The following is a 12,508-nucleotide window of genomic DNA, read 5'->3' on the forward strand; positions in this document are numbered from 1 at the left end:
GCCGCAGGCGTATCTGGCTAGACGCCCAGGACTGCCAGTTTCACTCCTTCGAGGAACTCAATGCCTGGCTGGGCCAGCGCTGCCGCGCGCTTTGGAACGAGCTGACGCACCCTCAATACAGCGGGCTGAGTGTGGCCGAAGTGCTGGAGTTGGAGCGCGCTGAACTGATGCCTGTGCCAGCGCCATTCGACGGTTACGTCGAGCGGCCTGCGCGGGTCTCCAGCACCTGCCTGGTCAGCGTCGGGCGCAACCGCTACTCGGTGCCGTGTGAGTATGCGGGTAAGTGGGTCAGCAGCCGTTTGTATCCGACGCGAATCGAGGTGGTGGCTGACGACGCGCTGATCGCCAGCCATGTCCGCTTGCTGGATCGCGACCAGGTCAGCTATGACTGGCAGCACTACCTCCCGCTGATCGAACGCAAGCCCGGTGCGCTGCGCAACGGCGCGCCCTTTGCTGATCTGCCGGCGCCGCTGCGTCAGCTTAAGCACGGTCTGGGGCGTCATGCCGGCGGTGACCGGATCATGGCGCAAGTTCTGGCTGCCGTACCGGTCGCCGGGCTCGATGCGGTGCTGGTGGCTGTTGAGCTGGTACTGGAAAGCGGCAGCCTGAGCGCCGAACACATCCTCAATGTCGTGGCGCGCCTGGCCGCGACCGAACCACCACCCAGCGTCGAAACCCACTTGTCGCTCAAGGAAGCCCCCGTCGCTAACACGGCGCGCTACGACCGCCTGCGTGGCCAGACCGAGGAGATCGGTCATGCGTGATTTGATGGCGGAACTCAAGGAGCTGCGCCTGCACGGCATGGCCACGGCCTGGGCGGAGTTGACTGCGCAGGGTGAGTCGAACACAGCCTCGTCCAAGTGGCTGCTCGAACACCTGCTGGAACAAGAGCACACAGATCGCGCCATGCGCTCGGTGAGCCACCAGATGAACATGGCCAAGCTGCCGATGCACCGCGACCTGGCCGGCTTCGACTTCAGCGCCTCCAGCGCAGACGCTCGTTTGATCAGCGAACTGGCCAGTCTGGCCTTTACCGACACCGCGCAGAACGTGGTGCTGATCGGTGGGCCTGGCACCGGTAAAACCCACCTGGCCACTGCGCTGGCCGTGTCCGGCATCACCCGGCACGGCAAGCGCGTGCGCTTCTACTCCACGGTCGATCTGGTCAATCTGCTGGAGCGCGAAAAGCACGACGGCAAAGCCGGGCGGATCGCCCAAGCTCTGCTGCGCATGGATCTGGTCATCCTCGACGAACTGGGTTATCTGCCCTTCAGCCAGGCCGGCGGTGCGTTGCTGTTTCACCTGCTATCCAAGCTGTACGAACACACCAGCGTGGTGATCACCACCAACCTGAGCTTCGCCGAATGGTCGAGCGTGTTCGGCGACGCCAAGATGACCACCGCCCTGCTGGATCGGCTGACCCACCACTGCCACATCGTCGAAACCGGTAACGAGTCCTATCGCCTGCAACACAGTAGCTTGGCGGCCCAGGCCAAGATCAAATCACGGGAGCGAAAGCGTAAGGGCGGCCAGGAACCGGAGGACGATGAGCCGTTCTGATTTCATGGCGACGACGGCCTGCTACATGGCTGCGTGTGGCAGGTCTTAAACAACTGAACTGGGCTAGCGAAGGAGTGGGGGCAACAGCAGCTGCGCTGGTAGACTTATCCACAGTTGCTGGTAACAAAATCAGCAATCCGCCCTGGGTCAAATTTCAATCGGCAGGGTGGGTCAATTTTCCATCAGCGCCAACAGCCTTTATTGAGCGATCGGCGAAAGTAGCACTGCATGAAGGACTGCCAGGGGCTGCTTCGTAGGCTTTCGGAATTTTGGGAAAATGCTTTGTATAGGCGCAATGCCTTGCTCGTCCTTGGATTGAATCAGAGACGCTGATCGAGCACCTATTTTCCGCTGTCTGGGGGTATCGACACCCCTAGAAACTCTGCTGACTCATCTTGATCAAGACACAGTGAGGCTTCGGTTAGTAACCGATAAGTATGGAATTCATAACGCTTCAAGTTCACTCGGATGGCCGTTGGCGCGATGCACTGTGGATCAGCTTCGATTCGCCTAGAGATAGCCTGCGAAGCCGGTGCAACCTCAGCTACCAGCCTGAATACCTTGTGGATCAGTTCCTTCATCTGGGTACGGTGAAAGCGCATGCCGTCAGTGCGAACCTTCCACTGGAGTGGGATATTCGGCGTGAACCTGCCCCAGCTTTTCTGCGCGATATCATCCCGGCCGGTGCTGGACGACGGCACTTACTGTCGAGAGTGGTAGTGCCACCAGGGACGTCGACTGATCTCTTTCTGCTGCAGCAATTGGCTGCTGCTCCCGTTGGACATATGCGTATAAAAAGTGCGACAGGATCGCTGTGTTCCGCACAAAAATTAAGTGGTGGGTTGAACCGAGGCGAGGTTGTTGAGGAAGGTATGGGCATTCTCGACCACGCTTGGGAATCGGGAATGGCGATAAGCGGGGCCCTTGGCGCCGGCGGCGAAGCTCCAAAAATCATGTTGGTCGAAGATGCGTCGGGGCAGCTTTATCCTGAGGGGTCGCTACGCGATGCTGATGTGTGTCGACACTGGTTTGTTAAGTTCCCTCGTAACAGCGCAAGTAAATTAGATCGCAATATCCTGCATTCCGAATACTGCTTTTACCGTGCGCTGGGCGCGTTGGGGATCGACACGATCGCCGCCGAGGGGCTGGCATACGAAGCAGCGAAGAAACCAAGCATTTGGATGCAAAGATTTGACCGCAAGGTCTCTCTGGAAGGAGTGGAGCGAATCGCAGTGGAGTCGATGTATTCAATATGTGACGTCAGCGACCGAGGTAGTTATTTGAATCATTTCGACGTCGTGGATCGGCTAGCAGAAACATGGATTGCTGCCGGCCAAGAGTCTGAAATACCGGATATGATTAGCGAATACTTGCGACGGGATTTGATCAACCAGGTCGCCGGGAACACCGACAACCACGGCGGAAATCTATCGATCTTTCGGGGCAAAGAGCGAGTGAGCTTTGCACCGGTTTACGATCTTGCACCCATGGTGCTGGATGTTGAAGGCATAGTGCGGATCACCCGGTGGTCAGCACAGATAGAACGATTAGGTTCGGTCGATTTGGAGGCTGTGTGTGCTCGCTTCGCGCATAGGGCAGATCCGGAGTGGTTGTTCGATCGCTTACAGGCGGATGCGCGGTTGCTGCTGGCGTTGCCGGATTTGCTGCTGGATCTAGGATTGCCCCAAGAGGTTTGGCGCTCGCCGATGATTCCGTTGAGTCGCCTGGAAGCTACGTTTCGCAGGTGGAAGTTGATGTGATTGATCTACTTCTAGCTAACGGTTGTTTTTTGAGAGCAAAGACAAGCTGCACATCCTGGCCAGTAGAGGCTCTCGAAAGCATGCGAGCTTGCCGGCTCTGCAGGCGCTTAAGGCGTGTTCAAAAGCTGTAACTGAAACATAGTTGGGCATATGGGCAATGAGTTGTTATCCGTTTTGCGGGAGCACTTTGCGGCGCTGTCTTCCAGTGCGCATCTTCGCGAAAGCGCTTGCTCGCTTACCAGTGAGATCCGCGCTCAGCGTGATGACTCGCAGTCACTCACTGAGCTGCTAGCGAAGCATTCTGCCGTATGCCGGGTATTGGATTTTTTGGCAGCAGACACCTATCACAGTCCGCCGCGATTGCAGGCTGTAGATCCATGCCTGCTTGACCGCATACATTCGCTGGTCGGTCACGTAGATATTGATCTCAATGCGCCGCTCTCTCCCGATGATGAATGAGACACGCACGGCTCATCGGATATTCACACGATCCTTTTGAATATGCTCGATCAGCGCCTCACGAAGCGTCTCTAGAGCTTCCTGCAAACGCCGCATTTCCCTCGGATCATCTCCCGCCGGCACAAAGCTTTCGCAATGCCTGATTAGGGCCTCACAATCGTTTCTGTTCAAATCAAACTCAATCATTTAGGCGCCACCCCTGGTGAGCTTTGAGGAGCTCCATTTCGCGCACCCACCCACGGAGAAAGCGACGCCAGTCACTTGCATAGCTGCCCTCGGGCAGCCGAGATGATAGTGCGTTCGACGCTTCGAATCTCGCGTGCCACGGCTGTGGAATGTGTTGGTCGAGCACGATAACGAAAAGGTGTCCATCGCTACCCTGGAACGGTGTTTCTGGGACACGCTCGCGCAGTTCATCAATCGAGATCGAATAGGCATTACCGATTGGGTTTTCGAGATCTTGTTGATCTATGTTTCTGAGCTCGGCGAGCAATGGTTTTGCCTCCTCAGTGCCAGGGCGTAATCGTTCTAGCGTCCAAAGTAGCCTGCGCCGTTGGTTCTCGCGCAGCCATAAAGTCTTCAAGTCAGTACCCATCATTGCTCCCTTACCACGGTAATACTTAGCTCAACTCGCGGATCGTTTTGCCTACGCTATCAGCTTCAGGGCAATCAGGACTTGTAGAATTCTACTGGATGGGCGAGTGCGTGAAGCGAGCATGGCAGCTTTGAGTCAACTATTGGTAGTTGCGCAGATTGCTCACTCGTTTCCTCTGCATTCGAATGCTTTTCATTTGAGGCAGCGAGCGTAGCGCGGGTGTGAATCGGTAATTACTCAGCCTATTACCACATCGGATCGTCATAGCGTTTAGGCTAGGATGATTTAGCTACAGACTACTTCCATATCACCTTTCTCGAAGCGCCTATCCATGGAAGACACGCCAGAATCACACATTCCAGCTGATGACTCCTCCGAAGACGTGGTGACAAGAGAGTCGTTGTATGAACAAGCTTGGTCGATGCCAATGACCAAAATCGGTGAACAATATGGTGTTTCTTCCAGCTACCTGGCTCGGATCTATTCCAGCTTAAATGTACCTCGACCGCCGGTAGGGTATTGGGCTCAGGTTGCGGCGGGCAAAGGAAAGCCTCGCCCACCTCTGCCAACGGCGTTGCCAGGCACTCTCATTGCCTGGAGTCGAAATGGCGCGCCTCTCAAGGTTTCACAGACCCTACCGAAAGCACCCCGGAAGCTGGGGCGGCAAAAAAATAAGATCGATGTGGAGCTACCTCGGAAACACCCATTGTTGCTGGGTATCGAAGAGAGTTTCCTGAAGGTGAGGGAAAGCGAAAACGGTTATTTGCGACCGACAAAGCGTTCCATGGCAGATCTCATTGTGAGTCGCACCGGACTCACTCATGCCGTCGACTTTGCCAATCAGCTGTACTTAGCGTTGATGAAAAAAGGTTTCTCCGTAGCGCTCTCAAATGCCGAAACACACATGCATCGTGAATCCGTGGATCACCGAGAAAAGGAGTCGAAAAGGTACGTTCATCCTTCACTCTGGAAGCCGCAGCGGCCCACCGTGGTTTACATCGGAAGTGTCCAATTCGGGCTGACCATCTACGAAGTCAGTGAATACGTGCCAGTGAAGAGTGTCGGTAAGCAAAACGTTCGACTGAGCTCGCTTCCTGCGAGTCAGCAACGATCTCCGTTTCATGATGGCTGGGTGATGAGCGATGACATGCCTACTGGCCGTCTTTGCCTGCAGGTTTACTCTCCCTACTATGGCGCAGAATGGGTACGTCGTTGGATTGAGGACAATCCTGGCGACTTAGTCAGCAAAATTGTTGGCATCATCAAGCTGTTGATTGCCGAGGCTCCGGTGCTTGCCAACAAAGTCGAAGTCGAGCGTGAGCGAAGGGAGCGCGAGCATCAGAAGTTTTTATTGGAGTGTGAGGAGCGGCGCAGACAAGAAGAGGAAAGGCGCCGACTCAAGGTGATCCAGGAAAGCCGTAATCGGCTTGAGTCTGTGATTGAAATTTGGGCGAAGGTGAACAGTATCCGCGCGTTCTTCGACGACATCGAGCAATCTGCACAGAGGTTGGGGGATGCCGATCGTAAAGCTGTCCTAGAGCGACTGACCAAAGCGAAAGAGTTAATCGGAGACTTGAACGCGCTGAAGCATTTTGAGAGTTGGGAGCCTCCAGCCCACTAAACGTTTTTGCTTTTCTTCAGAAGCAGAAATGAAGTTGTCGGCATATTGAATGTTCAGTATTTACCGAATCTCCTGCGCCAGCATCCTCCAGCGAGCGTGGGTTCGATTGAGGCTGGCGTCAATCTCATCACAGTCATCACTGTGATCGAATGCTTTGGCTGTCGGTGTTTTTTCCACCGGGCCATGTCGTTCAAGCCTGTGATGTAGAGGTTCGATTGACCTGTGCAGATAAGAAGACGGGCAGGTAACAGGCCGGACGATTGAGGACGCTTGCGGCTTTGCCTCAGTTCCAGCGATTAGCAGTCTGTCGTTTTCATAGGGTTACGCAGGAGCGGAAAGAATCCCCTCTTATGCTCCGGCCATGTCAACAAAAATATATTTTCAGAAGACCACTTTAAAAAATTTTTGCGCGACGGATCTTTATATTTGAGAGCAACAGAAAAGCAGCGATCTCGGCGCTCCACCTTCCACCGATTTTGCAGGGGAACCGGTGTTGATTTTTGCTTTTGCTGTGCTTTTGTTTTTGTCCTTTTTCTTGTGGTGTACCTGCTGACGCTGACGTATGGCCTGCCCCATGGGCATAGCAAAATCGGCCCTGTGCGGCGTAAGCCGCTGCTTTCAGGTTTGATTTCAAACAACGGGCGTTTTTTTTAAAAAATACCCGCGTCGGACAACCACGGCCCAAAAAGAGACCGCGCGATAGGGGCTAGTAAGCTTTATGAACAGGGATCTGGAGTCGAGTGTATGGCGAATGGCGCAGCAGCAATGCACTGGATCTGCATTCCTTCAACTGATTGAAAATGCCGTCAGCCTCTATAAGAGAATTCCCGGATTTGATCCGCCCGATCGGCTACACGATTCTGAGATCGGTCGGACTGGCATTGAGGTGTTACGCGATGTGCTCGAACGTCACGGATTCGATGCAGGCCCCCCTGGGAGCTACGTCGAAATCAGGTCTCGTCTGAGAGCGCATTTGAGTTACCAGCTTCAATGGCACCTCGTGAGCGCTGGTCAGGCTACTGATGAAATGAAGGAGGATCAGTTGAGTCGAGATATTGGGTTATAGGCCGGGTCAACAGTCAATGTGCAAGCAAACTCGGGTGAGTATTCGCTCTGGCATGTTCAATCACGAGTAAGTGGAGTACGCGAATGGTGCCTTGCTGGAACTGCTCTATCCAATCGACGACGTCCGATTGATGACAAAGGCTGCAATGGAAGCGGTGGATTGAGCTTTCCGACAAGTCTTCAAATACAGCAATGCCGAGGTGCTCCTGGTCAGCCTTTGTCAAAAAGGTGACCACACCGACGGTCTTCTATTGATCTCTCTGCGGGAAGCAGCCGAGAAAGGGCCCTTCGAGGGCCCTATTTGTTGATGAGTAGGACAAGGCTGATTTTGTAACCAAGGCCTTCATCAACTGGCCTAAGTGCAATCTAAGCTTTGAAGACTGATGACCCCGATGGCTTTTTCATTTGGGGCGCTAAGCGCAACGGGAGCGACTCACATTGCACCTGTGTCGTCGTTGGTCATCCAAGTGCTGAAAGTAGAGGGCTGCAGCCATTATTAGACTTTGAAATGCCCTACCTTCTCTTCCAAGTGTTCGGCCAATTTATTGAGGTGCAGGCTCACTGTCTCCATTTCCTGGCCATCAACCGCCAAGCGTTGTGTGAAATCTCGGATGTTACTGACGTTCGCGCTAACCTCCTCGGCGACTGCACTTTGCTCCTCAGTTGCTGAAGCAATTTGCAAAGTCATTTCATTGATTTTTCCCACACCCGTGCTCATCTGCTGAGGTGCTTCTCCCACGTTGGTAAATTCATCAACCGTTATTCCCGTCAGCACATGGCTTTCACCCATTGCCGAGACCACGTTCGTGGTATTTTTTTGAAGTGCCTCAATGATTAGTTGACTCTCTGCTACTGAGTCTTGCGTTCGCCGAGCCAACGTTCGCACTTCGTCTGCTACGGCTGCAAAACCTCGTCCAGCTTCTCCTGCACGAGCCGCTTCGATCGCCGCCCTTTGTGATAAGTGATATTATAGAGCCATCTATGCGTGGCAGAGCGTCATGCCTACTTCGCTTGGCATCCAGAGAGAAAGGATTAAAGCTCCAAGTTATGGATATACAGGCCCCACCTCCACCAGCCGCTTCACAGCCTTTTTCGACTCGCACCCGATTGCGTAGAGCCATTTCGAAAGTGTGCGCCTCGCCGACAGGGTCTGCGATTTTCGCGACCTGCTCGGTTATCGGGGCCTCGATCATCTCTGTCTGTGCGAATTCGATCCTTGAACAGGTCGCCGCGCTGGTGAATGGAGTGCTCGAAAAAGGTTATTGGACAACGTTAATAGCATCATCATTTTCCCTGGTTGCGATCTTCATTCTTTGGTTTAGAGAGCGTGGTCTTTCGGACGTAACCTCATCGAAAGAGACGGATTTGCAACACCAGCAATCCTTGATGGAAGGGCGCTTGACCAGCATGCCTCCGAAAGCCTTTGTCTACGAATACATCATTGCGCTCCGGCGAGCCGGTGAGCTTCGTATGAAGTCTAAGCATGAACACAAGCTTGGGGAGCTGAGTCCAGAGCAAGTGCGGGAGCGGATTCGTAGCATCTTGTCGACGGTCGTCGCTCTGACGCGGCTATGGGATGGCGTATCTCGAATCCGTGAACATGTCGTCTATAAAGCTAATCTGATGAACGTCGTCATTCCTGAGCAGCTATGGGAGCAGGCGCCGCAAGAGGTGGATGACCGCGTCCAGGTAACAAAAGAGCCAGGCGCCGCAGCTTCAGAAGACACGTCACCTGTTGATCAATTTGATGGAAACTGCTTAGGCGCGAAAAATCCAGTAGCGGATTCTAATCGCCCATTGATCAGTTCAGTCCAGAATGAAGCGCATCCCTATTTGCTGGACACCACCTCTCAGCGACCCGCTGCTAATGATGGCGAGGCAGATGAGACATGGGACAGTTGGGTGTTAACGTCTCCATTTTTTTTACATCGTCAATCGGCCAATGTGGCCTGGGAGCGTTGTACCGGTGCAGTCGCAATTGTCGACACTCAGCTCTCAGTATCTACAACAAGTCTCGGCGAAGGGGGAGATCCTGCTGACCATGAGCTTGAGCCGATTGTGCTGCCTTACACGTCAAGAAAGGATTACACGAACGGTTATCACCATCCTAATCTTCCGGGTGCGCCTTTGGCAGCTGCAACTGGGCAGCCTGCTTATATCGAGAATTTGAGCGAGTCTATTAGGAACTGGCTGGAAAAAGAGGAGGAGGTCAACCCGGAAATAAGTAAAAGGTATTTGAAAGATGTTAGTGAGTACTACAAGACTTTAAATGGGGTTAGCTCCCTGATCAGTATTCCTGTTTTGATAAATGAAAAACTCAATGCTGTCCTGAACATCCAGAAAAATAACGAAAGCCTGCTTTATAATCATGAGCGAGCGGATATGTTTATCGTAACCGTCCGGCCAGCACCCTCTGCTGACAGCCCTCCGAATTGGCCAAGATAGTGGACACCATTTTTTAGTGGACACTATCTTGGATATCATTGCCCCAGCCCGTCGACCCGGTCGTCGCCCCAACTTCCCGCCAGAGTTCAAACGCAAAGTTGTCGAAGCCACGTTCCAGCCTGGCGCCTCCGTGTCGTTGATCGCTCGTGAGCATGACGTCAATGCCAACCTGGTCTTTCGCTGGCGGCAGCAATATCAAGAGGGCTTGTTCGGCCCGGCCAGCCAGAGTGCAACGCTTTTGCCTGTCCAGGTGATCGAGGCGCCAATAGATTTACCGCAAGTCATTCAGTCACCGCCTGAGTGTCATTCCGTGATCGTTGTTGAGGCGGGAAAAGCCAAGCTGCGCATCACTGGCACGCCTGACCCGCAGACCCTGCAACTCATCTTGCAGCAGTTACTGCGATGATTGCTCCGCCCGCTGGAACCCGCATCTGGATCGCTGCCGGCGTCACGGACATGCGCCGTGGCTTCGACGGTTTAGCCGCACTGGTGCAGACTCAGCTTGAAGCCGATCCGTTCTCCGGTCAGATCTTTGCTTTTCGCGGACGGCGCGGTGACCGGATCAAATTGCTATGGTGGGACGGCGACGGGTTGTGTCTGTTTTGCAAACGGTTGGAACAAGGACGCTTTGTCTGGCCGCAAGCAACCAGCGGCAGCGTGTCGCTGACGGCTGCGCAGTTGTCGATGCTGTTGGAAGGCATTGATTGGCGCAGGCCAATTCGTACAGCACCCATCCTCGCGGTCTGACTTGCCACGCTGAAAAAATCCCAAGTAACATTCGGTCATGACGCTCGCGACCGACTCTTTGCCTAACGATCTTCAAGCCTTGAAGGCTCTGGTCTCTGCCCAGCGGGCAGAGATTGAGCGCTTGAAAATGATGATCGCCAAGCTGCGTCGTATGCAGTTCGGTCGCAGTTCCGAGCAACTGGACGCCATGATCGACCAACTCCAGTTGAGCCTTGAAGAGTTGCAAGTCAGCCAGACTGAACTGACACCACCAATCGAACCGCCCCCTCGCGTCGTCTCTCGGCGCAAGCCGTTGCCTGAACACCTGCCTCGCGAAATTCACGTCCATCAGCCCGAATCGCAATGCTCCGGTTGCGGTGGGAAACTTCGCCATTTGGGGGAGGATGTGTCTGAGGTGCTGGAGTACGTCCCAGCGCGTTTCAAAGTGATCCGCCATGTTCGCCCCAAGTGGGTTTGCCGCTGCTGCGAGCACATCGCTCAGGTGCCGGCACCGAGTCGCCCGATAGCCCGAGGCCTTGCAGGCCCTGGGCTACTGGCCCACGTGCTGGTCTCCAAGTTTGTTGACCATTTGCCGCTGTATCGGCAATCCGAGATCTACGCCCGTGAGGGCGTGGATCTGGAGCGCTCAACTCTGGCCGACTGGGTCGGCCAGAGCAGTCAATTGCTCAGGCCGCTGATCAACACCCTTGAGCGTCATGTCATGAGCGGCCATAAAGTTCATGCCGACGACACGCCGATTGGTGTACTTGCGCCGGGCAACGGCAAAACCAAAACGGCTCGCCTATGGACATACGTGCGGGACGACCGACCTGCCGGTTACACGACACCGGCGGCGGTCTGGTTTGCCTACTCCCCGGATCGCAAGGGGCAACATCCCCGTGCTCATCTCAAGAGCTTCAGCGGGATCTTGCAGGCTGACGGCTACGCCGGTTTCGCTCAGCTGTATGCTGCAGGCAGCATTCAGGAAGCCGCCTGCTGGGCTCACGCCCGCCGCAAGTTTTACGATGTCTACAAAGACCAGGCTTCACCACTTGCCAGTGAGGCGCTGCAACGGATTGCGGCCCTGTATGCCATCGAAAGCGAGATCCGCGGACAACCGCCAGATCATAGAAAAACGGTTCGGCAAAGTCGGGCGAGTCCACTGCTGGAGCACCTGCACGCGTGGCTTAACCAGACGCTGGCTCAACTGTCGAAAAAATCGACATTGGGCGGTGCAATCCTCTATGCCCTCAACCGGTGGCAGGCTTTAACGCGCTACTGCGATGACGGCCGAATCGAAATCGACAACAACGCCGCCGAACGGGCGCTGCGCGCCGTCGCGCTGGGCCGCAAAAACTACCTGTTTGCCGGTTCCGATGCCGGCGGAGAACGAGCGGCTGCGATTTACAGCCTGGTGGGTTCGGCCAAGCTCAACGACCTGAACCCGCAAGCCTATTTGACACACGTGCTGGAGCGCATCGCCGACTACCCAATCAATCGGGTCGACGAACTGCTGCCCTGGAACGTTTCTCTCACACTGACTGAATTCTGCGAGGCTGCCTGATCCATGGTTAAAACTGTCCGTTTACCCAAACCCGCCCCCGACCTGTTGCTGCTGCACATTGAGCTGAAGTGGATCACTCCGACGATCTGGCGTCGGTTCGCGGTGCCTGAAAACATCACCTTGGGCAAACTGCACCATGTCATCCAGGTCGTGATGGGCTGGAGTGATAGCCATCTGCATGAGTTTGAAATTGCCGGTGAGAATTACGGCATGCCCGACCCTGATGGTTGGGGGCCGACGGTAAACCCTGAAGCCCGTAAAACGCTGATCAAGGCGCTGAGCGGAAAGCGGACATTTAATTATCTCTACGACTTTGGTGACAGTTGGCATCACAGTATCAAGGTCGAAAAGACGTTACCGGCGGTTGCGTGTCCTCAGGTGCCGTACTGCATCGATGGCGCCAATGCTTGCCCACCGGAAGACGTGGGTGGCGGGCCTGGTTATGAGGACTTTCTGGAGGCCATGGGCAACCCCAATCATCCAGAGCATGACGACATGGTTGAATGGCATGGCGATGTTTTTGATCCGGCGGCATTTGAGTGCGAGCGCGTGAATCAGTGGCTTAAACGGATTAAGGTTTGAGTTGCAAGGCGGTGTAGTTCGGACGCTTACTGTTTATCCATCTCATGAATCCAATTTGCTATCATCTTGGAAGGATGCTACTGTTAATGTATACAGTAGATGCTGGTATTGCTTACCCCGAGGAGGATTCC

At 54.6% G+C, this 12,508-nt stretch carries 11 protein-coding genes and 2 pseudogenes; 10 read left to right on the forward strand and 3 right to left on the reverse strand.

Annotated elements, in window-relative coordinates; genetic code table 11:
* The 4 genes and pseudogenes from istA to JJD74_RS26005 form a co-directional block, all read left to right on the forward strand.
* Window positions 1-764: pseudogene (istA, locus tag JJD74_RS25990) on the forward strand (IS21-like element ISPst3 family transposase); the annotation flags it as partial.
* A complete protein-coding gene (istB, locus tag JJD74_RS25995) occupies window positions 757-1,560 on the forward strand; it encodes an IS21-like element ISPst3 family helper ATPase IstB (RefSeq protein WP_010454871.1) in 804 nt (267 codons plus the stop codon). The pseudogene istA and the gene istB, both read left to right, overlap by 8 nt.
* A gap of 437 nt (window positions 1,561-1,997) precedes the next feature.
* Window positions 1,998-3,320, forward strand: a complete 1,323-nt coding sequence (locus JJD74_RS26000) for a type II toxin-antitoxin system HipA family toxin (protein ID WP_200617116.1) — start codon at window positions 1,998-2,000, stop codon at window positions 3,318-3,320.
* A gap of 150 nt (window positions 3,321-3,470) precedes the next feature.
* Entirely contained in the window at window positions 3,471-3,779 is a 309-nt protein-coding gene (locus tag JJD74_RS26005) for a type II toxin-antitoxin system PrlF family antitoxin (RefSeq protein ID WP_200617117.1), read from the forward strand.
* Window positions 3,780-3,791: 12 nt separating this feature from the next.
* On the opposite strand, the gene JJD74_RS26010 is transcribed toward JJD74_RS26005, so the two are convergent.
* Both JJD74_RS26010 and JJD74_RS26015 read right to left on the reverse strand, forming a co-directional pair.
* Window positions 3,792-3,965: a hypothetical protein gene (locus JJD74_RS26010; RefSeq protein WP_170206656.1), complete on the reverse strand. Its 174-nt coding sequence runs from the start codon at window positions 3,963-3,965 to the stop codon at window positions 3,792-3,794.
* Window positions 3,958-4,374, reverse strand: coding sequence for a hypothetical protein (locus tag JJD74_RS26015; protein ID WP_200617118.1), 417 nt, complete (start codon window positions 4,372-4,374; stop codon window positions 3,958-3,960). The genes JJD74_RS26010 and JJD74_RS26015 overlap by 8 nt, the downstream gene beginning before the upstream one ends.
* Before the next feature lie 331 nt (window positions 4,375-4,705).
* On the opposite strand from JJD74_RS26015, the gene JJD74_RS26020 reads away from it, so the two are divergent.
* Window positions 4,706-5,995, forward strand: coding sequence for a hypothetical protein (locus JJD74_RS26020; RefSeq protein ID WP_200617119.1), 1,290 nt, complete (start codon window positions 4,706-4,708; stop codon window positions 5,993-5,995).
* A 1,561-nt stretch (window positions 5,996-7,556) separates the two neighbouring features.
* Here JJD74_RS26020 and JJD74_RS26025 read toward each other — a convergent pair.
* Window positions 7,557-8,021, reverse strand: a pseudogene (locus JJD74_RS26025) (methyl-accepting chemotaxis protein); the annotation flags it as partial.
* 275 nt (window positions 8,022-8,296) lie between these two features.
* On the opposite strand from JJD74_RS26025, the gene JJD74_RS26030 reads away from it, so the two are divergent.
* The 5 genes from JJD74_RS26030 to JJD74_RS26050 are packed head-to-tail and all read left to right on the forward strand — an operon-like array spanning window position 8,297 to window position 12,377.
* Window positions 8,297-9,505, forward strand: a complete 1,209-nt coding sequence (locus tag JJD74_RS26030) for a hypothetical protein (protein ID WP_200617120.1) — start codon at window positions 8,297-8,299, stop codon at window positions 9,503-9,505.
* A 28-nt stretch (window positions 9,506-9,533) separates the two neighbouring features.
* On the forward strand, window positions 9,534-9,911 hold the full coding sequence (gene tnpA, locus JJD74_RS31565) for an IS66-like element accessory protein TnpA (protein ID WP_048351027.1): 378 nt from the start codon (window positions 9,534-9,536) through the stop codon (window positions 9,909-9,911).
* Window positions 9,908-10,252 carry an IS66 family insertion sequence element accessory protein TnpB gene (tnpB, locus tag JJD74_RS26040; RefSeq protein WP_048351026.1) on the forward strand — a complete coding sequence of 115 codons (345 nt, stop codon included), beginning with the start codon at window positions 9,908-9,910 and terminating at the stop codon, window positions 10,250-10,252. The genes tnpA and tnpB overlap by 4 nt, the downstream gene beginning before the upstream one ends.
* Window positions 10,253-10,289: 37 nt before the next feature.
* Window positions 10,290-11,795, forward strand: a complete 1,506-nt coding sequence (gene tnpC, locus JJD74_RS26045; RefSeq protein WP_153380244.1) for an IS66 family transposase — start codon at window positions 10,290-10,292, stop codon at window positions 11,793-11,795.
* A 3-nt stretch (window positions 11,796-11,798) separates the two neighbouring features.
* Window positions 11,799-12,377, forward strand: a complete 579-nt coding sequence (locus JJD74_RS26050) for a plasmid pRiA4b ORF-3 family protein (RefSeq protein ID WP_082136488.1) — start codon at window positions 11,799-11,801, stop codon at window positions 12,375-12,377.
* Window positions 12,378-12,508: the final 131 nt, after the last annotated feature.

Origin of the sequence: Pseudomonas sp. MF6776 (genome assembly GCF_016613125.1) — a bacterium.
GTDB classification, from domain to species: Bacteria; Pseudomonadota; Gammaproteobacteria; order Pseudomonadales; family Pseudomonadaceae; genus Aquipseudomonas; species Aquipseudomonas iridis.

Coding starts and splice junctions, on each gene's coding strand:
- istB (WP_010454871.1), top strand. CDS start 757: ATGCGTGATTTGATGGCGGAACTCAAGGAGCTGCGCCTGCACGGCATG.
- JJD74_RS26000 (WP_200617116.1), top strand. CDS start 1,998: ATGGAATTCATAACGCTTCAAGTTCACTCGGATGGCCGTTGGCGCGAT.
- JJD74_RS26005 (WP_200617117.1), top strand. CDS start 3,471: ATGGGCAATGAGTTGTTATCCGTTTTGCGGGAGCACTTTGCGGCGCTG.
- JJD74_RS26010 (WP_170206656.1), bottom strand. CDS start 3,965: ATGATTGAGTTTGATTTGAACAGAAACGATTGTGAGGCCCTAATCAGG.
- JJD74_RS26015 (WP_200617118.1), bottom strand. CDS start 4,374: ATGGGTACTGACTTGAAGACTTTATGGCTGCGCGAGAACCAACGGCGC.
- JJD74_RS26020 (WP_200617119.1), top strand. CDS start 4,706: ATGGAAGACACGCCAGAATCACACATTCCAGCTGATGACTCCTCCGAA.
- tnpB (WP_048351026.1), top strand. CDS start 9,908: ATGATTGCTCCGCCCGCTGGAACCCGCATCTGGATCGCTGCCGGCGTC.
- tnpC (WP_153380244.1), top strand. CDS start 10,290: ATGACGCTCGCGACCGACTCTTTGCCTAACGATCTTCAAGCCTTGAAG.
- JJD74_RS26050 (WP_082136488.1), top strand. CDS start 11,799: ATGGTTAAAACTGTCCGTTTACCCAAACCCGCCCCCGACCTGTTGCTG.